The sequence below is a fragment of the Streptomyces canus 299MFChir4.1 genome (genome assembly GCF_000383615.1).
GTDB lineage: Bacteria > Actinomycetota > Actinomycetes > Streptomycetales > Streptomycetaceae > Streptomyces > Streptomyces canus_C.
The window spans coordinates 517,293-541,819 of record NZ_KB911583.1; the positions used below are offsets into that span (position 1 = coordinate 517,293).

Below are 24,527 nucleotides of genomic sequence, written 5' to 3' on the forward strand. Positions count from 1 at the left end.
GTCCCGGGCCGTGTTCCCGCGGTTGGCGGCCTGAGTCACCTCGGTGCGCGTGCGGTGCGGTTCGTCGGTGGATGCTGTCGCCGGGGTGTAGGGGCCCGCCTTTTTCCGGACGGCCGGTGCCGGGCGCGGTCGATGGCGCGGGAGTGGGTGAACCTGCCGACGATCTCGGACGCTGTTCCGCGGGTGGCGGCCTGAGTCACCTCGGTGCGCGTGTGGTGCGGTTCGTCGGTGGATGCTGTCGCCGGGGTGTAGGGGCCCGCCTTTTTCCGGACGGCCGGGCTGGGGTGCCGGGCGCGGTCGATGGCGCGGGAGTGGGTGAACCTGCCGACGATCTCGGACGCTGTTCCGCAGCTGGCGGCCTGAGTCACCTTGGTGCGCGAGGCGCGGTTCGTCGGTGGATGCTGCCGCCGGGGGTGTACCAGCTCGCCTTCTTCCGGACGGCCGGGCTCGGGTCCCCGGCGCGGCAGGCCTCCAGGGCGGTGATGGCTCGGGAGTCGGTGTGGGCGAACCTGCCGACGAGTTCGACGGCCCTGGCCCGCACCTGCGGGTCGGGATCGCCGGCCAGGTGCCGCAGCGCGGGCTCCAGGGCCCGCTCCGGGCCCGGCGCGCAGGTGTCGCCCTTGCACCGGTCGCAGGCCAGGGCGTGGAACGCGGCGATCCTGACGCCGGGGTCGGGATCGTCGGCCATGCTGATCAACTCGTCCATGGACTCGGTGTCCACGAGATGGTCGAGAAGACGGCAGCAGCCCTCACGCACGGCCGCGTTCTCGTCCCGCAGTCCGGCGCGGACGGCATCCAGCGCGTCCCTGTCCCGCCTGAGCAGCTCACGAAAGGCGGCGACGGCCCGTTGCGGGTCGCCCAGGCAGGAGACGAGGGCTTCATTGTCGGTCCTGACGAATCCGAGCATGACCTCAGTGTCGGACCGCGACGAACGGCCCGGCAAAGGAATTTCGAGGCACGGGCACCAAGCGGCTCGTCAGATCGGCAGCAGCCGCCCCACCAGGGCGCTGAGCTGGCGGACATTGCGGCACTCGTGCATCTCCACCAACTCGGCGTACTCGTACGCCGCCGAGTCGCCCGTGCCCCACTGCGCACGCGCCTCCGGGTTCAACCAGTAGACGCGGCGCGCCCGTTCGGCGATCTCCCGGATGGCGGGCAGGTTCGGGTCGCTCATGTTGGTGCGGGCGTCACCGAGGACGAACACCGTCGTGCGCGGACTCAGCGCGTCCCCGTACAGCGACGCGAACTCGCCCAGCGCCACGCCGTAGTCGCTGCTGCCGTGCCACCCCGTGAGCGTGGCCTCGGCCCGGATACGGGCACCCAGCCCCTCCGCGTCGGCCGCCCCGTGTTCGAGGAGCCGGGTGACCTCGTCGAGACGGTTGACGAAGGCGAACACCCGCACCTTGCTGAACTGGTCGTGCAGCGCCTGCACCAGCAGCATCGTGAAGTCCGAGAACCCCGACACCGAGCCCGACACATCGCACAGCAGCACCAGTTCGGGCCGGGCCGGCCGGCGCCTGCGCAGCACCGGCTTCATCGGCACCCCGCCCGTCGACAGCGAACCGCGCAGCGTCCGCCGCAGATCGATACTGCCCCGGGCCGCACGCCGGCGGCGGGCCGCGAGCCGGGTGGCGAGCTTGCGGGCCAACGGCTGGACCGTGCGCCGCAGTTCGGCCAGCCGGTCCTTCCCCGCGAACAGGAAGTCGACCCGGTCGGTCGTCGGCGCCACCGCCCGCCGCGCGATCTCGTCCCGGTCCCGCCGTTCCGCGACCCGTCGCCGGGCCTCAGCCGCAACCAGCGCGCGGAACGCCTCGATGCGCCGCCGGATCTCGTCCTCCAGCAGCCGGTCGGTGAACCCGGACATGCCCTGCCGCCCCCGCACGTCGTCCCGGACGCGCGCGAGCAGGGTCTGCGGGCGCAACCGGTCGAGCGTCTGGTACGACGACCAGCCGTCCGAGGAAGGGGAGTTGCCGTAGCCGCCGAACCCGTCGACGGCCTCCGCCGCGAGGCGGGCCATCAGGGTCTCGTCGTTCGCGGCCAGAGCCCTGGCGAGCCGCTCGCGCAGCTCCTCCCGGTCCGCGGGGCCGGTGCCGGGCGCGCCGACGCCCCGCGGGAAGTACAGGTCGAACACCGGGTCGAACACCGGCCGTTGGGCCGTGCTGTGCAGCAGGGTCGCCGCCAGGCCCTCCCGCAGTCGCTCGCGATCGGCGAACCCGAGCGCCTCGACCGCCTGCGCCGCGTCCACGGTCTCGCCCGTCCCGATGCGCACACCGTGCGCGCGCAGGGCGCCGACCAGGGAGGTGAGCCGCTCGGCGGTGCTCACACCGCGTCCAGGTCGAGCTTGGCCCCGGCCTTGAGGATGTCGTCCTGGTGCTTGAGGAGCACGCCCAGGCTGTCCCGTACGACCGTCTCGTCGAGGTGGTCCGCGCCGAGCGCGAGCAGCGTGCGCGCCCAGTCGATGGTCTCCGCGACCGAGGGCACTTTGCGCAGGTCCATCGCCCTGAGCGCCCCCACGACCCGGACCACGGACTTCGCCAGCGTCTCGTCGAGACCCGGCACCTTCAGCCGTACGATCCGCCGCTCCAGCTCCTCCTCGGGGAAGCCGATGTGCAGGAACAGGCAGCGGCGGCGCAGGGCCTCCGACAGCTCGCGGCTGGCGTTGGAGGTGAGGACGACGAAGGGGCGGCGGGACGCGGTGATCGTGCCCAGTTCGGGGACCGTGACCTGGAAGTCGGACAGGACCTCCAGAAGCAGGCCCTCGACCTCCACGTCCGCCTTGTCGGTCTCGTCGATCAGCAGCACCTTGGGCTCGTCGCCGCGGATCGCCGTCAGCAGGGGCCGGGAGAGCAGGAACTCCTCGCTGAAGATGTCCGTGCGCGCCTCGTCCCAGGTCTCGTCCCGGCCGGCGCTGATCCGCAGCAGCTGCTTGGCGTGGTTCCACTCGTACAGCGCCCGGGACTCGTCCACGCCCTCGTAGCACTGGAGCCGGACCAGCCGCGCCCCGGCGACCTCGGCAACCGCCTTGGCCAGCTCCGTCTTGCCGACCCCGGCGGGGCCCTCGACCAGGAGCGGCTTGCCGAGCCGGTCGGCCAGGAAGACGGTCGTGGCGACCGCGGGCGAGGCGAGGTAGCCGGTCTCGGCGAGGCGTGCGGAGACGTCGTCGACGGATGTGAACAGCAACGGGGCCTCCAGGGCGGCGCGAACTCGTTCCGCCAACTATCTAAGCGCTTGTTCACCGGTTCTGTCACGTGGTGGGACCCGTGGTGGGAGCGGGCACGGCGACGGGCGTCACCGGAGTGACGCCCGTCGCCCGCCGGCGCTCCTCACGCCGCCAGTCCCACCGCCTCCACCGCCGGAGTACGCAGCACCCTGCGGGCCGTGGCCAGGCTCGTCCCGATCGTCGCGGCCGTCGCGATCGCGACCACCGCCAGCCAGATGCCGAGTCCCTGGTGGGGCAGCACCGAGTCGGTGCGGACGAGGGTGAACGGGATGATCCCGGCCAGCGCGGCCACCGTTCCGAAGAACAGCCCGACCGCCGTGAGGATCAGCCCCTCCACGCCCACCGTGCCCAGCACCTGCCGCGGGCTCGCCCCGGCCAGCCGCTGCCGGCCGAACTCCTGACTGCGGTAAGTCGTCGCCGCGTACAGCGAGTTGACCAGCATCACGCACACGAACACCACGATGATGCCGACGACCGTGAGGTTCAGCGTCTGCAGGTTCTTCGCGTCGACCGTCTTCACCGCACCCGAGGCCTTCACGGCGTCGCTCTCCACACCCTGCATGTACAGCGTGGCGACGGACACCGCCGTGAACAGGATCAGCGACATCAGGATCCCGGAGAGGTGGTCCGCCCGCCGGCGCAGGTTCCGCACGGCCAGCCAGCCGCTCGCCCCGGTCAGAGGCAGCCGGTCCAGGACACCCTTCAGCAGTCGCGGCGCGAGCAGCGCGCACCCCACGGAGAGCAGGATCGCCCCGTACGCCGGAGTCGCCATGAGCGCCTCGTCCGTCGCCGAGAAGGCGAAGGTGGAGGTCACCGAGACGGCCCCGGTGCCGAGTGCCGCGTACGCGAGCAGCGTGCGCGCCCTACCCCGCTGCCGACGCGCGCGGGTGGCCCGCCGTACGGCGAGGAAGGCGGCGCCCGCCGCCGCGACCAGCGTGATGTCGACCCCCGACATCAACGCCACGACACCGAAGGAGGGCTCGACGCTCTCCGCGACCTGCCCGCTGTCCTGGAAGACGTCCAGGAGCGCCCGCCCGCCGAGCATCGCCGGACCGATCGCCAGCACGGCACCGATCAGGGCGACCGCCACGGACTCGCCCACGACCATCCGCCTGAGCTGCCCCGGCGTCGCCCCCGAACAGCGCAGCAGCTCCAACTCACCCGCCCGCTGACGGACGTTGACCGTCAACGTCGACGCCACGGCGAAGAACACCAGGAGGGTCCCGTAGCCGCCGACGACGCTCGCCGAGGTGGTCAGGGTGTCCGAGCTCACCGGGTCGACACCCGGCCCGCCCGCCGTGTCGTACAGCGAGTTGAACGTCATGATGATCCCCGCGCCCAGGAAGGCGGCCAGCAGGGTCGCGAGAAACCGTCCGGGCCGTTGCCGTATCGACCGCATCGCCAGCATGAACATCGCTCACACCCCCGCCGTCACGTCGTCGCCCAGGTGCGCGAGGCGCTCGGCCACCGCGTCCGGGGTGGGCACGTCCATCCGGCCCGCGAGCCGGCCGTCCGCGAGGAACAGCACGGAGTCGGCGTAGGAGGCGGCGACCGGGTCGTGGGTCACCATCACCACGGTCCTGCCGTGCACCCGCACCGCCTCCTGGAGCAGCCGCAGCACGTCCCGCGCGCTCCGGGTGTCCAGGGCGCCCGTCGGCTCGTCCGCGAAGATCACCCGGGGGTCCGCGACCAGCGCGCGGGCGATCGCCACCCGCTGCCGCTGACCGCCGGAGAGCTGGTCGGGCCGGTGCCCGAGCCGGTCGCCGAGTCCGACGGCCGTCAGCACCTCCCTGACCCGCCGCCGATCGACCTTCCGGCCGGCGAGCTTCAGCGGCAGGACCGTGTTCTGGGCGACGGTCAGTGTCTCCAGCAGGTTGTACTGCTGGAACACGAACCCCACCCGCCCGCGCCGGAACCTCGTCAGAGCCGCCTCGCCGCCACCCGTCAGCTCCGTGCCGTCCACCCGCACGATCCCGCTGTCCGGCCGGTCGAGACCGGCGGCGCACTGCAACAGCGTGGACTTGCCGGACCCCGACGGACCCATCACCGCGGTGAAGGTGCCCCGGGCCAGGCTCAGCGTGACCCCGTCCAGAGCGGTCACGGCACTGTCGTCCGTGCCGTAGGTCCTGCTGACCCTCACCAGCCGCAGCGCCTCCGCGGCGGGTCCCGTCTCGTGCGTACGTCCTGAACCTGTGCGAAACATCGTCGTCCCCCTTCGTCCGGCACGCCGTGTGCCTCGTAGAAGAAGCTACGGAGACGCAGGTCGCAGGACATTGGGCGTAGAACCCGTCTTGCGGGGTGTACTCAGTGACACCATCCGGCGGATACGGCAGGGTTGACCGCCATGACCGACGGAATAGCCTGGCTCGCCGAACCGCAGTCCATCGCCTGGGGCGGTTACAGCGTGGTGATCGCCCCCGACCTCGAATCGGAATCCCTGGCGCGACGGATCGCCGGGACCGCCCACCGGCCCTACCGGCCCCGCGCCATCGGAGAACTCACCGGACGCCAGGTGCAGGACCTGCTGGAAGGTCTGTACGGCGAGGTCCTGGACGGCATCGCCCTGTGCCACGGCGAGCTCGACGAGTGGTCCTACGTCATCAAGTACGGCGGCTGGCAGGGCGAGTTCGGCACCGGCACCCGGCCGGTCGACCACGGCGGCCTGCACGTCTACCACCTGGAGTACGAGGAGGAGAACGGCAAGCCGGTGCCCCCGAACTTCGCCTACCGCCACGACGAGAACCTGATGTGCGCGTTCAACCTGCACCTGGACGGCACTTGGGTACGGCAGCCCCGAGGGGGACCCCGACGTGGTCGCCGCCGTCCAGCAGCGGCTCATGGCCGCCGGACTGCCCGACGAGGACCTGGACGACCGTGCCGTGCACCGGGCCTGTCTGGAGGTGCTCCAGCGGCACTTCGGTCTCACCCTGCCCCGCGAGCGGATCCTGGAGGACACCCTGCCCACGCTCCTGCTGACCGGCCCCTGACGGCTGGGGCCGTTGTCAGTGGGGCGCGGTACTTTTCGGCACATGGGGATCTATCTGGTGAGCGTGGGCGCGCAGGAGTGGTTCGACACCGACGAGGAGGAGGGCAGGGGGGCGGTCGCCGCGGGGCTGAACGAGGAACTGCGCCGCCGGGGGCTGCCGCCGTACGAGTCCCTGCCCGAAGAGACGGAGTTCGTCCGCGGGTCGGGGCTGCGGTTCGAGGAGAAGCTGGTGCCGTCCATGGAGGGCCTACTGCGGCTGGCGCGTGACCGGCTGGCGCCCTCGGAGCCGGAGGCCCTTCTCGACTGGTCGGTACTGGTGCCGGTGCCGCTCGACGTGGAGATCGAACTGCCCATCGAGTCCTCCTACTCGGACACCACGGTGATCGCCGGAGCCCCACAGATCCTCGATCTCGCGCGACGACTGGCCGAGGCCGTGGGCCTGCCCCTCGACGAGATACCCGAGGCCTGCGACAACCTCGACCTCACCACGTGGTTCCTGGACGGCGAGGCGAACCGGGTCGCCGCCGCACGACCCGGGCCCTGGGCCGAGGACCTGGACGCCGCGTTCTACGTGGCGCTGTACCTGCGTGCCGCCCAGCACTCCCTGCGGCGCGGCTGCCCGATCGTCTACAGCTGACGCGACGGTGGGGTGAGACCGCCGGTCCTGAACGCTTTCACCTCGCGGCGCGGACGGTGGACACCCCTCACATCTGCCACTAGCTTCAAGCACCGACCCGGCTGAATCGATACAACGCCGAACAACCGCACAGCCGAAGGGACCACGGCATGACCGACGGAGTCCACCGCACCGACGTCGAGGGCCTCACGGTGGAGCACCGCACCGATCCGCTCGGCGTGGACGCCGCCCGCCCTCGCTTCGGCTGGCGCACCGCGTCCCGCGTCCGCGGCCGGCGGCAGACGGCGTACCGCATCCTGGTGGCGTCCGGCCCCGACCGTCTGGCCGAGGGCCGCGCGGACGTCTGGGACAGCGGCCGGACCGACTCGGCGGACTCGGTGGCGGTGCGCTACGCGGGCCCCGAACTGCACGCCTCCACCCGCTACCACTGGACGGTCCAGGTCTGGGACGAGAACGGCCGCAGGCTCCCCGACGCCCCGGTCGCCCGTTTCGAGATGGGCCTGCACAGCACCGACGGCGTGCGCGGCTGGGACGGCGCGCGGTGGATCAGCATGGCGGGCAAGGCGCCGAACAGCCCGGGCTCGCCGCTCCTGAGAAGGCAGGCAGCGCTGAAGGCCGGCCGCGTGCGCGACGCCCGGCTGTACGTCTCCGCGCTCGGCGTGTACGACGCCTATGTCAACGGTCAACGGGTCGGCGTGCCCCAGGACGGCGGCACCACGTACGAACTGCTCACCCCGGGCTGGACCAACTACGACACCACCGTCAGCTACTTCACCTACGACGTGACGGACCTGCTGGCGGACCAGCCGCAGGTCACCCTCGCGGCCGTGCTGGGCAACGGCTGGTACAACGGCCGCGTCTCCGAGAACAGCGTCTACTACGCGGAGTCCGGCAACCGCCTCGCCCTCAAGGCCAAGCTCCTGATCCGCTACGAGGACGGCTCCGGCCAGAGCGTCGTGACCACGCCCGGCGACGACTGGAGGGCCACGGACACCGGCCCCTACCGGGCCGACGACATCTACGACGGCCAGACCTACGACGCCCGCCGGGAACTGCCCGGCTGGACCGCCAACGGTTTCGACGCCTCCGCCTGGTCCGGAGTCGAGGAACACGACTTCACCACCCGGTTCCCCGACGCCCGACTGGTCGCCTACCCGGGCGAGTCGGCCCGGCTGATGCCCGAGTGGGACCGCAGGCCACGGTCGATCACCGTCCATACCGGTGGCGGCGATTTCGTCCCCGCCCCCGACCGCACGGTCACCGACCCCACCGAGGCCTCCACCGCCCCCCTCACCCTGCACCCCGGCGACACCGCCGTGATCGACCTCGGCCAGAACCTCGTCGGCGTCCCCCGCTACACCCTCCGCGGCCCCACCGGAGCCGAAGTCGTCCTCGAACCGGCGGAGATGCTCAACGACACCAGCGCGGGCGCGGACGGCCCCGAAGGTTCCGTCTACCGGGCCAACCTCCGCACCGCCAGGGCGACCAGCACCTACATCCTCAAGGGCGACCCGAAGGGCGAGACCCACCAGGACTCCCTGACCTTCTACGGCTTCCGCTACCTATCCGTCACCACGACCGCCACCGTCACCCTCACCGAACTGACCGGCCGGGTCGCCACCTCCGCCCTCCACGACATCGGCACCGTCGAGACGGACGACGCCGACGTCAACCAGCTGATCAGCAACGTCCGTTGGGGCCAGCGCGGCAACTACCTCTGGGTGCCCACCGACTGCCCGCAACGCGACGAACGCTGCGGCTGGACCGGCGACACCCAGCTCTTCGCCCAGACCGGCCTCTACAACACCGACGCGGTCGCCTTCCTGAGCCACTTCCAGGACATCCTGATCGACTCCCAGCGCACCTACGGCGCGGACGGCGCCCAGTTCACCTGGATCGCGCCCGGCGCCCGCTACAACGAGCCGGATCCGGCGAGCGGTTGGGCGGACTGCGGGGTCGTCGTGCCCTGGACGGTGTGGCAGATGAGCGGGGACACCACCGTCGTCGACCGCAGCTGGGACGCGATGACCGCCTACATGGACTGGATCCGGGCGCGCACCGGCGGCACCTACTCCGGACAGGGCGCGATCTTCGGTGACTGGCTGGCCTTCCAGGTCACCAGCACCCAGCTCGTCAGCGACGCCTACTACGCCTACAGCGCCCGGCTCATGGCGGACATGGCCCGCGCCACCGGCCGCACCGCCGAGGCGCACGCCTACGAGGAGCTGTTCTCGCACATCAAGCGGGCCTTCGTCACCAAGTACCTGAGCACCGAGAACGGTCGGCTGACCGTGCGTTCCAGCCTCGGCTCCCCGCCGCCCTGGACCCCGGGAGGCAGCCCCACCCGGACCGAGGACGACAGCCAGACCGCCCTGCTCTGGGTCCTCAAACTCGGCCTGTACGACACCGAGGCCCAGCGGCGCGCGATCGTCGAGCTCCTCGTCCAGAACATCGGCAACTCCGCCGCCTACAAGGCCGCCCACCCCGACAGCACCCGGGTCGGACACGCCGAGAACACCCTGTCCGTCGGCTTCCTCGGGGTGAACGTCCTGGCGCCCGTGCTCACCGAGGAGGGCCAGGTGGAGCTGGCCTACAAGGTGCTGCACCAGGACGCGATGCCGTCCTGGCTGTACTCGGTAAGGAACGGCGCGACCACGATCTGGGAGCGCTGGAACTCGTACTCGAAGGAGGACGGCTTCGGGCCGGTCGAGATGAACTCCTTCAACCACTACGCCTACGGCGCGATCATGGAGTGGATGTACGAGAGCATGGCCGGCATCGCCAAGGACCCGGCCCACCCGGGCTTCCGGCACTTCTTCCTGCGGCCCCACCTCGACCCGACCGGCAGGATCACCCGGGTCACCGGCTCGCACCGGTCGCCGTACGGCGAGATCGTCAGCGCGTGGACGGTGCGGGAGAGCGAGTTCACGCACCGGGTCGCGGTCCCCGCCAACAGCACCGCGACCCTGCGCATCCCCGCGGCCGACCCCGACTCCGTGCGCGAGGGCGGCACCCTCCTGTCACGCGTGCCGGGGGTGACGTACCTGGGTTTCGAGGACGGTGTCGCCTCGTACGAACTGCCCTCCGGGCACTACGAGTTGACGTCCTCACTCGCCTGAGAGTCCACCAGCACCACCTCCAGGGTGCGCGGCCCGTGCACCCCCTCGACCCGGTCCAGCTCGATGTCACTGGTCGCCGAGGGGCCGGAGATCCACGTCAACGGGCGTACCGGGTCGAGGCGTTCGAGGGCCTGCGGCACGGAGGAGACGACCTGGTTCGGGACGCGTACGACACAGACGTGGTGGTCCGGGACCAGGGTGATGCGGCGGCGGCCCTGATCCGGGCCGCCGTCCAGCACGATGGTGCCGGTCTCGGCGACGGCCACCGCGCACGCCGTGACCACGCTGTCGATCCGGTCCAGTTCGTGCGGGGTGCTCTCGGCCAGGTCCTGCACCTGTTCGGTGTCGGCGTCCGCGAGCCACGCCGGATCAAGACCCGGTGGCACGAGGACGGTCTTCGCCCCCCGGGCCGCCAGCATTCCGGCGAGTGTCGCCGGCAGGTCGGCCGAGGTGCAGCGGTGCACGATCGCCCGGTAGTCGGCGAGGTTCTCGGCCAGCAGTTCGACCGTCTCCTCGACACCTCGGTCGCCGTGTTCCCGCAGGTACGCGCGCTCGATCGGGGTGTCGTCCCCCGGGGTGTCGGCCAGCGCGCGCCGCACCCGGCCCAGAATCCGCTCCCTGCTGCTCACTTGGTGCCCTCCTTGCCGCCGCCTGTGCGCTGCCACCAGTCGCGGAACGGTTCCGCGGGCACGGCAGGCAGGTCCCGGGTGCCGCTCCACGCCTTGCCGGGGCCCGGCAAGGTGCGCGGATGGACCCGGCGGGTCCGCGACGCCGCCCGCTGGCCGGTGCGCAGGACACCGGGATGGGAGAACGCCCAGCGGGCCGCCCGCATGGCAGCCCGCTCGGCCGCGTGCCCCTTGGCGGGCTTGAGCACCACCTTGTTGCCCTCGCGGACCACAGGACCGCCCTGCACGACCCGCTCCCGCAGATGCACCAGCACCTCGGGGATGTCGATGGCGACCGGGCAGACCTCGTAGCAGGCCCCGCACAGCGAGGAGGCGTACGGCAGCGAGGCGTCGATCTCGCTTGCCGTACCCCGGAGTTGGGGGCTGAGGATGGCGCCGATCGGCCCCGGATAGACCGAGCCGTAGGCATGGCCGCCGGCCCGCTCGTAGACCGGGCAGACGTTGAGACAGGCCGAGCAGCGGATGCAGCGCAGGGCCTGGCGGCCGACCTCGTCGGCGAGGGTGTCGGAGCGGCCGTTGTCGAGCAGCACCAGATGGAAGTTCTGCGGGCCGTCCTCGTCGGTGGTGCCGGTCCAGGTGGACGTGTACGGGTTCATGCGCTCGGCGGTCGAGGAGCGGGGGAGTGTCTGGAGGAAGACCTCCAGGTCCTGCCAGGTCGGCACGATCTTCTCGATGCCGACGACCGAGATCAGGGTCTCGGGCAGGGTCAGACACATCCGTCCGTTGCCCTCGGACTCCACGACCACCAGGGTGCCGGTGTCGGCGACCATGAAGTTGGCGCCGGAGATGCCGACCTTGGCGCGCAGGAACTTCTCCCGAAGGTGCAGCCGTGCCGCCTCCGCCAGTTCGGCGGGCGTGTCGGTGAGGCCCTCGGGGGCCGGGCGGCCCCACTCGCTCATCTCCCGCTCGAAGATGTCCCGGATCTCACCCCGGTTGCGGTGGATGGCCGGGACGAGGATGTGCGAGGGCCGGTCCTTGCCCAACTGCACGATCAGCTCGGCGAGATCGGTCTCGTAGGCCCGGATGCCCTCAGCCTCCAGCGCCTCGTTGAGCCCGATCTCCTGCGTGGCCATCGACTTGACCTTGACGACCTCCGACTCGCCGGTCATCTTGACGAGGTGCGTCACGATCGCGTTGGCCTCGTCGGCGTCGGCGGCCCAGTGGACGGTGCCGCCCGCCGCGATGACCGACTCCTCCAACTGCACCAGATACCGGTCGAGATGGCGCAGCGTGTGGTCCTTGATCTGCTTGCCGGCCTCGCGCAGCTCAGCCCAGTCGGACACCTCCGCGACGGCGTTCGCCCGCTTGGCGCGGATGGTGTGCGTGGCGTGGCGCAGATTGCCGCGCAACGTCTTGTTGCCCACGGCCTCGTGCGCGGCCTCGGGGAAGGCCGGCATCCCCAGATACGTCCCGCTCATACGGCCGGCTCCTCTTCCGTGCTCGCCAGGATCTCCGCGATGTGCACCGGCCGCATGTCCGACTCCAGCCGGCCCATCGTGCCGCCGATGTGCATGAGGCACGAGTTGTCGGCCGCGCACAGCACCTCGGCGCCCGTCGACTCGGCGTTGCGCACCTTGTCCGTACCCATCGCCGCCGAGACATCGGAGTTCTTCAGCGCGAAGGTGCCACCGAAGCCGCAGCATTCGTCGGCGCCCGGAAGCTCCTTCAGCTCAAGGCCCTTGACCGCCTGGAGCAGCCGCCGGGGCCGGTCACCGAGCCCCAGGCCGCGCAGTCCGTGACAGGTCGGGTGATAGGTCACCGTGTGCGGGTAGTACGCCCCGACGTCCGTCAGCCCCAGCACGTCCACCAGGAACTCCGTGAGCTCGTACGTCTTCGGCACCACGGGCGCCAGGACGGCCGCGAGGCTCTCCCCGCGCCCCTCGGCCCGGGCCCGCTCACCCATCCGCGGATACAGCTCCCGCACCATCGCCCCGCACGAGCCGGACGGCGTCACGATCGCCTCGTAGTCCCGGAAGACATCGGAGAAATGCCGGGCCAGTGGTTCCGCCTCATGCCGGTAGCCGGTGTTGTAGTGGGCCTGCCCGCAGCAGGTCTGCGACATCGGGAAGTCGACGTCCACGCCCAGCCTGGTCAGCAGTTTCACCACAGCGCGCCCGGTGTCCGGATAGAGCGTGTCGTTGACACAGGTCAGGAACAGGGCGACACGCATCGCGGCTCCTTGTGGTCGATCATCGGATGGGTGCAGCGTAGTCGGGGGGCGACTCCCAGGGGAGCCCCCCGGGTCAGGCCCCGGCGAGCCGGGACTGAGCCTCGCGCCAGCGCGCGGTGTCGCCCTGCGGCTCGTACCGCGTGAGCGGCTGCGTACGGGTGAGCAGCTCGCGCCCGCCCGCGAGGTCGCCCACGAGCCCGTGGGCCCGCGCCTGGACCAGGACGTTGCCGAGGGCGGCCGCCTCGGTCGGCCCCGCCACCACCGGCAGCCCGCAGGCGTCGGCGGTCAGCTGGCACAGCAGGGTGTTGCGCGTCCCGCCCCCGACGACGTGCACGACGTCCACGGGGTGGTCGGCCAGCCGCTGCGCCTCCTCCACCGCCTTGCGGTGGGCCAGGGCCAGCGAGTCGAGGATGCAGCGCGTGACCTCGGCGGGGGAGACGGGCACCGGCTGCCCAGAGGCACGGCAGGCCTCGGCGATCCGCTCCGGCATCCGCCCCGGCGGGAGGAAGACGGGATCGGAGGCGTCCACCACCGACCGCAGCGCCGGCACCTTGGCCGCCTCGGGGAGCAGCTCGCCCAGATCCGGGTCGCCCCAGGCCCGTACGCACTCCTGGAGCAGCCACAGCCCCATGATGTTCCGCAGATACCGGACCGTGCCGTCGAGCCCCAGCTCATTGGTGAAGTTGGCGGCCCGGCTCTCCTCCGTCAGCACCGGCGCGTCCAGTTCGAGCCCCGCCAGGGACCACGTGCCGGTGCAGATGTAGGCGAACCGCTCACCGGAGGCGGGGACGGCGGCCACCGCGGAGGCGGTGTCGTGCGACCCGACGGCCGTCACCGGCACGGGGCCTTGCAGACCGGTCTCCTCCAGCACCTCCGGCCGCAGCAGCCCGGCTGGGTCGCCGGGCCGCCGCAGGGGCGCGAACAGCCCCAGGTCGATGCCGAGGCGCGAGGCGATGTCGTACGACCATCCGCGCGTCCGGGGATCGATCAGCTGGGTGGTCGAGGCATTGGTCAGCTCGGTGCCCTGCTCGCCGGTCAGCCAGTAGGTGAGCAGGTCGGGGATGAGCAACAGCCTGTGCGCGCCGGTGAGTCGGTCGGCGACGAGCTGGTACAGCGTGTTGAAGGGCGCGTACTGGAGCCCGGTCGCCGCATAGAGCTCGGGCGCGGGCACGGTCGCCCACACCTTCTGCGCGACCCCCTCGGTACGGGAGTCCCGGTAGTGCACCGGGTTGCCGAGCAGTGCCCCGTCGGCGTCCAGCAGCCCGTAGTCCACGGCCCAGCTGTCGATCCCGACGGAGTCGACCTGCCCGGCGGCCTTGAGCCCGTCCAGGACACCGCCGTAGAGCGAGAGGATGTCCCAGCGCAGGCCCTCCGGGACGCGGACCGGACGGTTGGCGAACCGGTGGGCCTCGGTCAGCTCCAGGCTGTCGGGGCCGACGCGGCCGACCATGACACGTCCGCTGGACGCGCCGAGGTCGACCGCGGCGTACGACTTCACGGACGCGCTCATCGCAGGAAGGCGGCCGCGACGCCGGCGTCGACCGGGACGTGCAGCCCGGTGGTGTGCGTCAGCTCCCCGCCGGTCAGCGCGAACACCGCGTTGGCCACGTGCTCGGGGAGGACCTCGCGCTTGAGGATGGTCCGCTGGGCGTAGAACTCGCCGAGTTTCTCCTCCTGCACGCCATACACGGCCGCCCGCTGGGCGCCCCAGCCGCCGGCGAAGATGCCGGACCCGCGCACCACGCCGTCCGGGTTGACGCCGTTGACGCGGATGCCGTGCTCGCCCAGCTCCGCGGCCAGCAGCCGCACCTGGTGGGCCTGGTCGGCCTTGGTGGCGGAGTAGGCGATGTTGTTGGGGCCGGCGAACACGGCGTTCTTGGAGGCGATGTAGACGACGTCGCCGCCCAGCTTCTGCGCGATCATCACCCGGGCCGCCTCCCGCGACACCAGGAAGGAACCGCGCGCCATGATGTCGTGCTGGAGGTCCCAGTCCTTGGCGGAGGTCTCCAGGAGCGGCTTGGAGATGGAGATACCGGCGTTGTTGACGACGAGGTCCACGCCGCCGAAGGCAAGCAGGGCGGCCTTGAACGCCCCGGCGATCTGCTCCTCGTCCGTCACGTCCACGGTCACCGCGACGGCCTTGTCGGGTCCGCCGAGCTCCTCGGCGACCGCGGCGGCGTTCTCGGCGTTGAGGTCGGCGACGACGACACACGCGCCCTCGGTGACCAGGCGCTGCGCGATGGCCCTCCCGATCCCGCTGCCGGCGCCGGTCACCAGCGCCACGCGCGTGGCGAGCGGCTTGGGCTTCGGCATCCGCTGGAGCTTGGCCTCCTCCAGGGCCCAGTACTCGATGCGGAACTTCTCGGACTCCTCGATCGGCGCGTACGACGAGACGGCCTCGGCGCCCCGCATCACGTTGATGGCGTTGACGTAGAACTCGCCCGCGACCCGGGCGGTCTGCTTGTCCTTGCCGAAGGAGAACATGCCGACGCCCGGGATCAGCACGATCGCCGGGTCGGCGCCGCGCATGGCGGGGGAGTCGGGCAGGGCGTGCCGCTGGTAGTAGGCGGCGTACTCCTCGCGGTACTCGGCGTGCAGTTCGTCGAGCCGCGCGACGGCCTCCTCCAGCGGAGCGGTCGGCGGCAGGTCCAGGACGAGGGGCCGTACCTTGGTCCGCAGGAAGTGGTCGGGGCAGGAGGTGCCGAGCGCGGCGAGCCTCGGGTGCTCGGCCCGGGCCAGGAACTCCAGCACCGGCTCGGAGTCGTTGAAGTGCCCGACCTGCGGCTTGTCCTGGGAGGCGATCGCGCGGACGTACGGCGCGAGCGCGGCGGCCCGTTCCTTCCGGTCGGCCTCGCCGAGCGCGCCGTACCCCTCGATGACGGGCCCGAAGGGTTCGGCCAGGCCGCGCTCCTCCAGGAACTTCTCGGCGGTCCGGATGATGTGCAGCGAGTTCTTCTCGCACTCCTCGGCCGTGTCACCCCAGGCGGTGATCCCGTGCCCGCCGAGGACGACCCCGATCGCCTGCGGGTTGGCGGCCTTGATGGCGGCGATGTCCAGCCCCAGCTGGAACCCGGGCCGCCGCCACGGCACCCAGGCCACCGTGTCGCCGAAACACTCGGCGGTCAGCTTCTCCCCGTCGGCGGCGCAGGCCAGCGCGATCCCGGAGTCGGGGTGCAGGTGATCGACGTGCGCGGCCTCGACGAGCCCGTGCATCGCGGTGTCGATGGAGGGAGCGGCGCCTCCCTTGCCGTGCAGGCAGTAGTCGAACGCGGCGACCATCTCGTCCTCGCGCTCGACGCCCGGGTACACGTCGACGAGCGCCCGCATCCGGTCCAGCCGCAGCACGGCCAGCCCGGCCTCGGTGAGCGTTCCGAGGTCACCCCCGGACCCCTTGACCCACATCAGCTCGACATCACCCCCGGTGACGGGATCGGTGTCGGTGCCCTTGGCGGACGCGTTGCCGCCGGCGTAGTTGGTGTTACGGGGATCGGAGCCAAGCCGATGGGAGCGGGCAAGGAGGGCGGCGGCTTCGGGGTGGGTTGCCATGAACGTTCAGTCCTTCTTGAGAGAGGGGGAGTGTTCTTACCTAGGGGCGCGGGGCTGTATCAATGTGCGGCTACCGCCGCGCGGGCGCGACCAGCCACAACGGACCCGCACCCCGCATAAGGCGGAAATCGGCAGACGCTTACGCTCCCCAACCAGCCTGTTCCCCGCCGACTCGCGAGGCCACCGTCTTCTCGGCCCACCCGGACCGCTTGTACGCAGCGACGGGGTTCGCGTCGAGACCCATCTCCTCGCGCACCTCGGCAAGCAGCGGCCGCACGTCCGTGTTGTACGCGTCCATCAGCACCGCGTTCGCCTCCAGGACATCCCCCTCGCGCTGAGCCACAGCAAGGGCGTCCCGGTCGACCAGCAACGCCTTCGCCGTCGCCTCCTGCACGTTCATGACCGACCGGATGATCGCCGGAATCTTCGCCTCGATGTTGTGGCACTGGTCGAGCATGAAGGCGACGTCCGGCGTGTAGCCACCACCCCGGATGACCTCGTACATGATCCGGAACAGCTGGAAGGGGTCGGCCGCGCCCACCATGAGGTCGTCGTCGGCGTAGAACCGCGAGTTGAAGTCGAACCCGCCGAGCTTCCCCTCCCGCAGCAGCGTGGTGACGATGAACTCGATGTTGGTCCCGGGAGCGTGGTGCCCGGTGTCGACGACGACCTGCGCCTTCTCCCCGAGCTTCAGGCAGTGCGCGTACGCCGTCCCCCAGTCCGGCACGTCCGTCGAGTAGAACGCCGGCTCGAAGAACTTGTACTCAAGGAGCATCCGCTGCCCGTCGCCCAGGCGGTCGTACACCTCGGAGAGTCCTTCGGCGAGCCGGTCCTGCCGTGCCCGCAGATCGTCCTGACCGGGGTAGTTCGTCCCGTCGGCGAACCACAGCTTCAGGTCCGTGGACCCCGTGGCGTCCATGATGTCGACGCACTCCAGCAGGTGATCCAGTGCCTTCCGGCGCACCGAGGCGTCCGGATGGCAGATGCTGCCCAGCTTGTAGTCGTCGTCCTGGAAGGTGTTGGAGTTGATGGCGCCCAGCCTCACGCCCCGCTCCTCGGCGAACTTCGCCAGCGCGGCGTAGTCCTCGACCTTGTCCCACGGGATGTGCAGGGCGACGGTCGGGGCCACCCCGGTGAACGCGTGCACCTGTGCCGCGTCCTCCAGCTTCTCCTCAGGAGTACGCGGTACGCCCTGCTGGGCGAACACCTTGAAGCGGGTTCCCGAGTTCCCGTACGCCCACGACGGCGTCTCGACGGCCTGGGTCTTGAGAGCGGCCTTCACCGCGGCGAGCTCGGTCACTTCAGGGCTCCTGTGACGTCGGGTCTTGAGGGCTCTTCGAACTGCTTCTCTATGAAACGATTCAATACGGGAAAGTATGGGGCCCTCGCGGGGGTGTCAACCCCTGCGACCAAGGCTGTTGCCCGTGACCCCCCTGTGGCCTGAGTTCATCGAAAGTTTTTCGACACGAACCCATTGACGTGACATGCGCTCCACGCCTAACGTCCCGGCAACCAAGTTGAAACCTTTCACGGTGCCGTGAGGGCCGTCCCGCCGGCGTCGTCGAGGAGCCCCAATGACCCACCCGTCCACCACGGGTCCGGCCCCGGTTCTCGCGCTCAAGGACATTTCGAAGTCCTTCGGCGCGGTTCGCGCCCTGCGGGACGTCTCCCTGGAGCTGTTTCCCGGGGAGGTGCATGCCCTCGCCGGGGAGAACGGCGCGGGCAAGTCGACCCTCATCAAGACCCTCGCGGGAGTGCACCGACCGGACACCGGCCAGGTAGTGCTCGACGGTGAGCCGGTCGTCTTCCACGGTCCCGGTGACGCCCGCGACGCCGGTATCGCCGTGATCTACCAGGAGCCCACGCTCTTCCCCGACCTGTCGATCGCCGAGAACATCTTCATGGGCCGCCGGCCCCGGCGCGCCCTGGGCCGGATCGACCACAAGGCCACGCACGCCGCGACCCTGGCCCTGATGCAGCGCCTCGGGGTCGAGCTCGACCCCGACCGCCCGGCGCGCGGCCTGTCCATCGCCGACCAGCAGATCGTCGAGATCGCCAAGGCGCTGTCCTTCGAGGCCCGCGTCCTGATCATGGACGAGCCCACCGCGGCCCTGACCGGCAGCGAGGTGGCCCGGCTCTTCGGCGTCGTCAAGGCGCTCCGTGAGCAGGGTGCCGCGGTGCTGTTCATCTCGCACCGGCTGGAGGAGATCTTCCAGATCTGCCGGCGGGTCACCACCCTGCGCGACGGCGCCTGGATCGCCAGCGAGCCGATCGAGGGCATGACCGAGGACGACCTGGTCCGCCGTATGGTCGGCCGTGACCTCGACGAGCTGTACCCCAAGCAGGACGTACGCCCCGGCGAGGTCGCGCTCACGGTGAGCCGGCTGACCCGGGAGGGAGTCTTCACCGACGTCTCGTTCGAGGTCAGGCGAGGCGAGATCGTCGGTCTCGCGGGACTCGTCGGAGCGGGCCGTACCGAGGTCGCCCGCGCCGTGTTCGGCATCGACCGCTGGGACGCCGGCGAGGTCTCCGTGGACGGCAGGGCGCTGCTCAACGGCGCCCCGTCCACCGCGATGGCCGCCGGCCTCGCCCTGGTCCCCGAGGACCGGCGCGCCCAGGGTCTCGTGATGGACATGTCCATCGAGCGCAACATCGGCCTCACGGGCCTGCGCACGACCGTCAAGGCGGGCCTGATGGACCGCGGCGCCGAACGCAGCCGCTCCCTCGACTGGGCCGTCAAGCTTCAGGTGAAGTACGCCCGGATCGCCGACACCGTCAACACCCTGTCGGGCGGCAACCAGCAGAAGGTCGTCCTCGCCAAGTGGCTGGCCACCGGCCCCAAGGTGCTCATCGTCGACGAGCCGACCCGCGGTATCGACGTCGGCACCAAGGCCGAGGTGCACCGGCTGCTGGGCGAGCTGGCCGCCGACGGGGTGGCCATCTTGATGATCTCCTCCGACCTGCCCGAGATCCTCGGCATGGCCGACCGCGTGCTCGTGATGCACGAGGGCCGTCTCACCGCCGAGATCCCGCGCTCCGACGCCACTGAGGAAACCGTGATGGCCGCAGCCACCGGGAGGGCCGCCGCATGACGGTGACGACTCCCCACCAGGCCCCCGTGACCGACGTACCCAAGTCCAGCGGCACCCGGCTGGTCGACCGCGTATTCAAGATGCGCGAGCTCGCCATCCTGGTCGTCTTCCTGGTGATGATCGTCGTCACCCAGATCGGGAACAGCGACTTCCTCACCGAGCAGGGCATCAAGGACCTGCTGCTGAACGCCACGATCCTGGTGCTGGTCGCCACCGGGCAGTCGCTGGTGGTCATCACGAGGAACGTCGACCTCTCGGTCGGCTCCATCCTCGGCATCAGCGCCTTCGCCACCGGCACCTACCTGCACGGCGGCGGCAACCCCGTCGTGGCGATCGTCCTCGCGGTCCTGCTCGGCATCGGCTTCGGCCTGCTCAACGGCCTCCTCGTGAGCCTCGGCCAGGTGCCCGCGCTCGTGGTCACCCTCGGCACGCTCTACATCATCCGGGGCATCGACTCCATCTGGGTCGGCTCCCGCCAGATCACGGCGGCCGACCTCCCGGACAGCTTTGTGAACTTCGGCTCCGGCGGCATCTCCGCGGTGCCCTGGCTGGCCCTGATCGCGCTGGCCGTCCTCGTCGCCACCGCGTACTACCTCAAGCACTTCGGCAGTGGACGCGAGCTGTACGCGCTCGGCTCCAACCCCGAGGCCGCACGGCTCGCCGGCATCCCGGTGCGCAAGCGGATCCTGGCCGCGTACACCTTCTGCGGCGGCCTCGCCGGCCTCGCCGGCGCGATGTACCTGGCCCGGTTCGGCAACGTCGACTCCGGGACCGGAACCGGCTACGAACTGACCGTCGTCAGCGCGGTCGTGGTCGGCGGTGTCGTCTTCACCGGCGGCTCCGGCAGCGTCTACGGCGCGGCCCTCGGCGCCCTGCTGCTGACCTCCATCAACAGCGTGCTGCCCGCCCTCGGCGTCAGCTCGGTCTGGGTGCTCGCCATCAACGGCATCCTGCTCATCCTCGCCATCGCGGTCGACCGGATCGTCGCGCTGCGCGTGGCCTTGGCCCTGAAGAAGAGGAACGCCCGCCATGCCTGAGTCCCTCAGCCGCGCGAGCCGCTGGTCCACCTTGAAAAGGTGGGACTCAGCCGTCGGTGCTCTCCTGATCGTGGTCCTGCTGCTCTCCTTCGGCACCGTCGACGGCTTCGGCAACGTGCTGAACCTGTCCTTCCTGATCGGCAACACCCTGCCGATCGCGCTGATCGCCCTGCCCATGACCCTCCTCGTGGTCTCCGGCGAGATCGACCTCTCCGTCGCCTCCACCGCCGGACTGTCCGGCGCGGTGATGGGCGCCCTGTGGAACCAGGGCCTGACGATCGAGGTGATCATCCCGATCTGCCTGGTGCTGGGAGTGGCGTGCGGACTCGTCAACGGTCTGCTCGTGACCCGCCTGGGCCTGCCCTCCCTCGCCGTCACCATCGGCACGCTCGCCGCCTACCGGGGCATCGCACAGATCGTGCTCGGCTCCGACGCGGTCACCGACTTCCCCACGCAGTACCTGGACTTCGCGGCGGGCCGGATCGGGGACACCTTCATCCCGCAGGCCTTCCTGCCCTTCCTCGTCCTGCTCGCGATCGCCGTGGTCGTCCTGCACGCCACGCCGTTCGGGCGGTCGGTGTTCGCCACCGGCGCGAGCGAGGAGGCGGCGCGGTTCGCCGGCATCCGCGTCAAGCGCCAGAAGCTCATCCTGTTCACGGTGACGGGCCTGATGGCCTCGCTCACCGGGATCTTCTGGGCACTGCACTACGCCAGTGCCCGCTACGACAACGCCACGGGCCTCGAACTCTCCGTCGTGGCAGCCGTGTTGCTGGGCGGCATCGACTTCGACGGCGGCAAGGGCACGCTCGGCGGCGCGATCGCGGGAGTCTTCCTCCTCGGCACGCTGCAGAACGTGATGAGCCTCCAGGACGTCTCCGCCCAGTCCCAGATCGTCGTCACCGGCGTTCTTCTCGTCCTCTCCGTGCTCGGCCCCCGGGTCGCACGGCAGATCTCGGTTGCGAGGGCCGGCCGCCGAGCCGCGTAACGCTCCGCTGGAAGGCCGTCTCAAAGCTGCGGGCCGTCTGTGGCTGGTCGCGCCCGCGCGGCGGAGCCGCACATCGATACCGCCCCGCGCCCCTGAGGGGCGCAACCGTTCACCTCCGTCACAAAGGACCCGTCATGCGCAAGTCATCCCTCCGCCGTTCCTGCGCGGCCCTCGCCGCCGGCACCTCGCTCGCCCTCGCGCTCACCGCGTGCGGCGGCACCACCAAGAAGGACGTGCAGGACGAGGGCGCCTCAGCGGCCTCCACCGCCAAGGCCGACCCCAACGCGGCCACCAAGAAGGGTTTGACCGTCGGGTTCCTGCCCAAGCAGGTCAACAACCCGTACTTCACCTCCGCGGACAAGGGCGGCGAGAAGGCGCTGACCGAACTGGGCAGCAAGTACAAGGAGGTCGGTCCGTCCAGCGCCACCGACACCGCCGGCCAGGTCTCCTACGTCAACATGCTCACCCAGCAGCAGGTCAACGCGATGGCCGTGTCCGCGCAGGACCCGGGCGCCCTGTGCACCGCGCTGAAGCAGGCCATGAAGAACGACATCAAGGTCGTCACCTACGACTCCGACACCAAGGCCGACTGCCGCAACGCCTTCGTCTCGCAGGCCTCCGCCGAGGACCTCGGCCGCACCGAGGTGCAGCTGCTCGCCGAGCAGATCGGCTACAAGGGCGAGATCGCGATGCTGTCCGCCGCCCAGACGGCGACGAACCAGAACACCTGGATCGACTTCATGAAGGACGAGCTGAAGGACCCGAAGTACAAGAACATCAAGCTCGTCAAGGTCGCGTACGGCAACGACGACGCCCAGCAGTCCTTCCAGCAGACCCAGGGCCTGCTCCAGGAGTACCCGAACCTGAAGGGGATCATCTCCCCGACCACGGTCGGCATCAAGGCGGCGGCCCAGTACCTCTCCGGCTCCAAGTACAAGGGCAAGGTCAAGCTGACCGGCCTCGGCACCCCCAACGACATGCGCAAGTACGTCAAGAACGGCACCGTCGAGGGCTTCGAGCTGTGGGACCCGGCGAAGCTCGGCGCGCTGGCCGCCCAGACCGCCGTCGCGCTGGTCTCCGGTCAGATCACCGGCAAGGAGGGCGAGACCTTCAAGGCCGGCGGCACCACGTACACCATCGGCAAGGACGGCGTGATCAACCTCGGCAAGCCGACCGTGTTCACCGCCAAGAACATCGACCAGTTCAACTTCTGATCGCCCTCTCAAGGAGCGGTACTTCATGCAGCGCGTCTGTTTCCTCCTCAAGGTCCGTGAGGACCGGATCGCCGAGTACCGCGAACGCCACGCCGCCGTGTGGCCGGAGATGCTGGAAGCGCTCTCGGCCACCGGCTGGCACAACTACTCGCTCTTCGTGCGCGACGACGGACTGCTCGTCGGCTACCTGGAGACCGAGGACTTCGAGGCCGCCAAGGCCGGTATGGAAGCCACCGAGGTCAACGCCCGCTGGCAGGCCGAGATGGGCGGTTTCTTCGAGTCCCTCGACGGAGCCCGCCCGGACGAGGCGATGAAACCGCTCACCGAGGTGTTCCACCTCGCCTGACCTTCCCCATCAGGAGCCGCATCCATGAGAAGGCGCACGCTGCTCGCAGGTGCCATCGTGTCCGCCATGTCCACCTCCGCGCTCACCGGCGGCACAGCCCGCGCCGCCGACCCCGGTCCCTCCGTCACCCGGACCGGCACCACCACCCTCGACGGCCAGGCGGTCTTCTTCGTCTCCTACGACGGCCTCGTCAACAACAACTCGTTCCAGAAGAACGGCCTGCTGACCTACAAGGGCTACCAGTACGCCGTCTGGTACACCGCCGACAAGAACGCCGTCGTCGGCCGCCGCGTCGTCGGCGGGAGCACCTGGTCCACGGTCCAGGTCGGCCACACGCTGAAGACCAGCGACTCCCACAACGTCATCTCCATGGGCGTCTCCAAGGTGGACGGCCGCCTCCACCTCAACATGGACTCGCACAGCGACGGCTTCACCTACGTCAAGTCGGCCGCCGGGCTCATGGACAACCCGTCCGGACTGAGCTGGACCGCCGCCCGGTTCGGCGCGCCCCAGTCCACCCTGGACGGCCTGGCCCTCACCTCGCAGTTCACCTACCCGCAGTTCGTCGCCACTCCCGACGGCAGGCTCCAGCTCGGCTACCGGGCCGGGATATCCGGCAACGGCCGCAACGCCCTCGCGGAGTACGACGGTTCGGCCTGGACCGACCTCGGGGAGTGGTCCGGCTCGACGGGCACCTACACCAGCGAGCACGGCTCCTCGACGGCCCGCAACATGTACCTGCACGGCATCGACTACGACCGGAACGGCCGGCTGCACTCCTTCTTCACCTGGCGCGAGCAGAACGGCGCCGTGATGTGCAACAGCGGCGGCATCACCAACCACGACACCGGCTACGTCTACTCCGACGACCGCGGCCGCACCTGGCGCAACAACGCCGGCACCGTCGTCGGCACCACCGGCGGCTCCGACAAGGTCGCCGTCACCGACAGCGGCCTGGTCATCGACGCGCTGAACCCGGACCACTCCCTGATGAACCAGGAGAGCCAGTCCACGGACTCCTCGGGACTGCCGCACGCGATCATCAGTTACGTCCCCGGCCGCTTCGGCCAGTGCACCACGAACTACGTCTTCGACCGCACCGCGGGCGGCCGCGCCTTCCACGTCCGCAAGAACTCCTCGGGCACCTGGCAGAAGACCGAGATCCCGGTCGTGCTCGGCTCCAGCCAGCGCACCAAGCTGATCCTGGACAAGTACGACAACGCCTACGCGATCTTCCCGTTCGGCCGGATCGCCGCCGCGTCCAAGGCGTCCGGGTACACCGACTGGAAGATCCTGTTCGACGGCAGCGGCCTCAACGCCTTCGGCGAGGTGGTGATCGACGAGACGCGGGTGGCGCAGGACAACGTGCTGTCGTTCATGTACCAGGAGAAATCCAACGGTACGACCCCCTCGGCGCTCCACGTCGTCGACTTCGTGTTGCCCGCCTGATCATGACCGGTGTGGGGGCGGCTCGACGATAATGTGAAGG

General features: G+C 70.4%; 20 protein-coding genes. 9 read left to right on the plus strand and 11 right to left on the minus strand.

The genetic code is table 11. The features are described 5' to 3' along the window. Positions 1-364: 364 nt before the first annotated feature. From H293_RS0106420 to H293_RS0106440, 5 genes are all read right to left on the minus strand, one after another. Entirely contained in the window at positions 365-907 is a 543-nt protein-coding gene (locus H293_RS0106420) for a HEAT repeat domain-containing protein (RefSeq protein WP_020117059.1), read from the minus strand. Positions 908-976: 69 nt separating this feature from the next. Beyond that, on the minus strand, positions 977-2,323 hold the full coding sequence (locus H293_RS0106425) for a vWA domain-containing protein (protein WP_020117060.1): 1,347 nt from the start codon (positions 2,321-2,323) through the stop codon (positions 977-979). Next, positions 2,320-3,177 (minus strand): AAA family ATPase, encoded by an 858-nt coding sequence (locus tag H293_RS0106430; RefSeq protein ID WP_028807604.1) that lies wholly within the window; start codon positions 3,175-3,177, stop codon positions 2,320-2,322. The genes H293_RS0106425 and H293_RS0106430 overlap by 4 nt, the downstream gene beginning before the upstream one ends. 146 nt (positions 3,178-3,323) lie before the next feature. Further along, positions 3,324-4,634, minus strand: coding sequence for an FtsX-like permease family protein (locus tag H293_RS0106435; protein ID WP_020117062.1), 1,311 nt, complete (start codon positions 4,632-4,634; stop codon positions 3,324-3,326). A gap of 3 nt (positions 4,635-4,637) precedes the next feature. Continuing rightward, positions 4,638-5,423 (minus strand): ABC transporter ATP-binding protein, encoded by a 786-nt coding sequence (locus H293_RS0106440; RefSeq protein ID WP_028807605.1) that lies wholly within the window; start codon positions 5,421-5,423, stop codon positions 4,638-4,640. Between the two features lie 607 nt (positions 5,424-6,030). Between H293_RS0106440 and H293_RS58370 the strand changes: the two genes are divergently transcribed. The 3 genes from H293_RS58370 to H293_RS0106455 all read left to right on the plus strand — a co-directional run bounded on the left by H293_RS58370 (position 6,031) and on the right by H293_RS0106455 (position 9,962). Continuing rightward, entirely contained in the window at positions 6,031-6,207 is a 177-nt protein-coding gene (locus H293_RS58370) for a hypothetical protein (protein WP_020117064.1), read from the plus strand. A gap of 42 nt (positions 6,208-6,249) precedes the next feature. Then, positions 6,250-6,843 (plus strand): hypothetical protein, encoded by a 594-nt coding sequence (locus tag H293_RS0106450; protein WP_020117065.1) that lies wholly within the window; start codon positions 6,250-6,252, stop codon positions 6,841-6,843. A 149-nt stretch (positions 6,844-6,992) separates the two neighbouring features. Next, positions 6,993-9,962, plus strand: a complete 2,970-nt coding sequence (locus H293_RS0106455) for an alpha-L-rhamnosidase (RefSeq protein WP_020117066.1) — start codon at positions 6,993-6,995, stop codon at positions 9,960-9,962. Here H293_RS0106455 and H293_RS0106460 read toward each other — a convergent pair. The 6 genes from H293_RS0106460 to rhaI all read right to left on the minus strand — a co-directional run bounded on the left by H293_RS0106460 (position 9,935) and on the right by rhaI (position 17,664). Continuing rightward, positions 9,935-10,591 carry a LutC/YkgG family protein gene (locus H293_RS0106460; RefSeq protein WP_020117067.1) on the minus strand — a complete coding sequence of 219 codons (657 nt, stop codon included), beginning with the start codon at positions 10,589-10,591 and terminating at the stop codon, positions 9,935-9,937. The two genes, H293_RS0106455 and H293_RS0106460, sit on opposite strands and share 28 nt — an antisense overlap. Further along, positions 10,588-12,066 (minus strand): LutB/LldF family L-lactate oxidation iron-sulfur protein, encoded by a 1,479-nt coding sequence (locus H293_RS0106465; protein WP_020117068.1) that lies wholly within the window; start codon positions 12,064-12,066, stop codon positions 10,588-10,590. Before H293_RS0106465 ends, H293_RS0106460 begins: the two co-directional genes overlap by 4 nt. Then, positions 12,063-12,818, minus strand: a complete 756-nt coding sequence (locus H293_RS0106470) for a (Fe-S)-binding protein (RefSeq protein ID WP_020117069.1) — start codon at positions 12,816-12,818, stop codon at positions 12,063-12,065. Before H293_RS0106470 ends, H293_RS0106465 begins: the two co-directional genes overlap by 4 nt. Before the next feature lie 73 nt (positions 12,819-12,891). Further along, positions 12,892-14,328, minus strand: coding sequence for a rhamnulokinase (locus tag H293_RS0106475; protein WP_028807606.1), 1,437 nt, complete (start codon positions 14,326-14,328; stop codon positions 12,892-12,894). Continuing rightward, positions 14,325-16,364: a bifunctional rhamnulose-1-phosphate aldolase/short-chain dehydrogenase gene (locus H293_RS0106480; protein ID WP_020117071.1), complete on the minus strand. Its 2,040-nt coding sequence runs from the start codon at positions 16,362-16,364 to the stop codon at positions 14,325-14,327. The genes H293_RS0106475 and H293_RS0106480 overlap by 4 nt, the downstream gene beginning before the upstream one ends. A gap of 139 nt (positions 16,365-16,503) precedes the next feature. Further along, positions 16,504-17,664 (minus strand): L-rhamnose isomerase, encoded by a 1,161-nt coding sequence (rhaI, locus tag H293_RS0106485; RefSeq protein ID WP_020117072.1) that lies wholly within the window; start codon positions 17,662-17,664, stop codon positions 16,504-16,506. 274 nt (positions 17,665-17,938) lie between these two features. Here rhaI and H293_RS0106490 point away from each other — a divergent pair, with 274 nt between their 5' ends. From H293_RS0106490 to H293_RS0106515, 6 genes are all read left to right on the plus strand, one after another. After that, a complete protein-coding gene (locus tag H293_RS0106490; RefSeq protein ID WP_020117073.1) occupies positions 17,939-19,456 on the plus strand; it encodes a sugar ABC transporter ATP-binding protein in 1,518 nt (505 codons plus the stop codon). Continuing rightward, complete coding sequence (locus H293_RS0106495) at positions 19,453-20,493, plus strand: ABC transporter permease (protein WP_020117074.1); 1,041 nt, start codon at positions 19,453-19,455, stop codon at positions 20,491-20,493. The genes H293_RS0106490 and H293_RS0106495 overlap by 4 nt, the downstream gene beginning before the upstream one ends. Continuing rightward, the gene (locus tag H293_RS0106500; protein ID WP_020117075.1) at positions 20,486-21,478 is read left to right on the plus strand and encodes an ABC transporter permease; all 993 of its coding nucleotides are present in this window, start codon (positions 20,486-20,488) and stop codon (positions 21,476-21,478) included. Before H293_RS0106495 ends, H293_RS0106500 begins: the two co-directional genes overlap by 8 nt. A gap of 134 nt (positions 21,479-21,612) precedes the next feature. Continuing rightward, positions 21,613-22,692 carry a rhamnose ABC transporter substrate-binding protein gene (rhaS, locus tag H293_RS0106505; RefSeq protein WP_020117076.1) on the plus strand — a complete coding sequence of 360 codons (1,080 nt, stop codon included), beginning with the start codon at positions 21,613-21,615 and terminating at the stop codon, positions 22,690-22,692. 25 nt (positions 22,693-22,717) lie between these two features. Beyond that, a complete protein-coding gene (locus tag H293_RS0106510; RefSeq protein ID WP_020117077.1) occupies positions 22,718-23,038 on the plus strand; it encodes an L-rhamnose mutarotase in 321 nt (106 codons plus the stop codon). A 24-nt stretch (positions 23,039-23,062) separates the two neighbouring features. Next, a complete protein-coding gene (locus tag H293_RS0106515; RefSeq protein WP_020117078.1) occupies positions 23,063-24,487 on the plus strand; it encodes a BNR repeat-containing protein in 1,425 nt (474 codons plus the stop codon). The last annotated feature ends 40 nt before the right edge of the window (positions 24,488-24,527 follow it).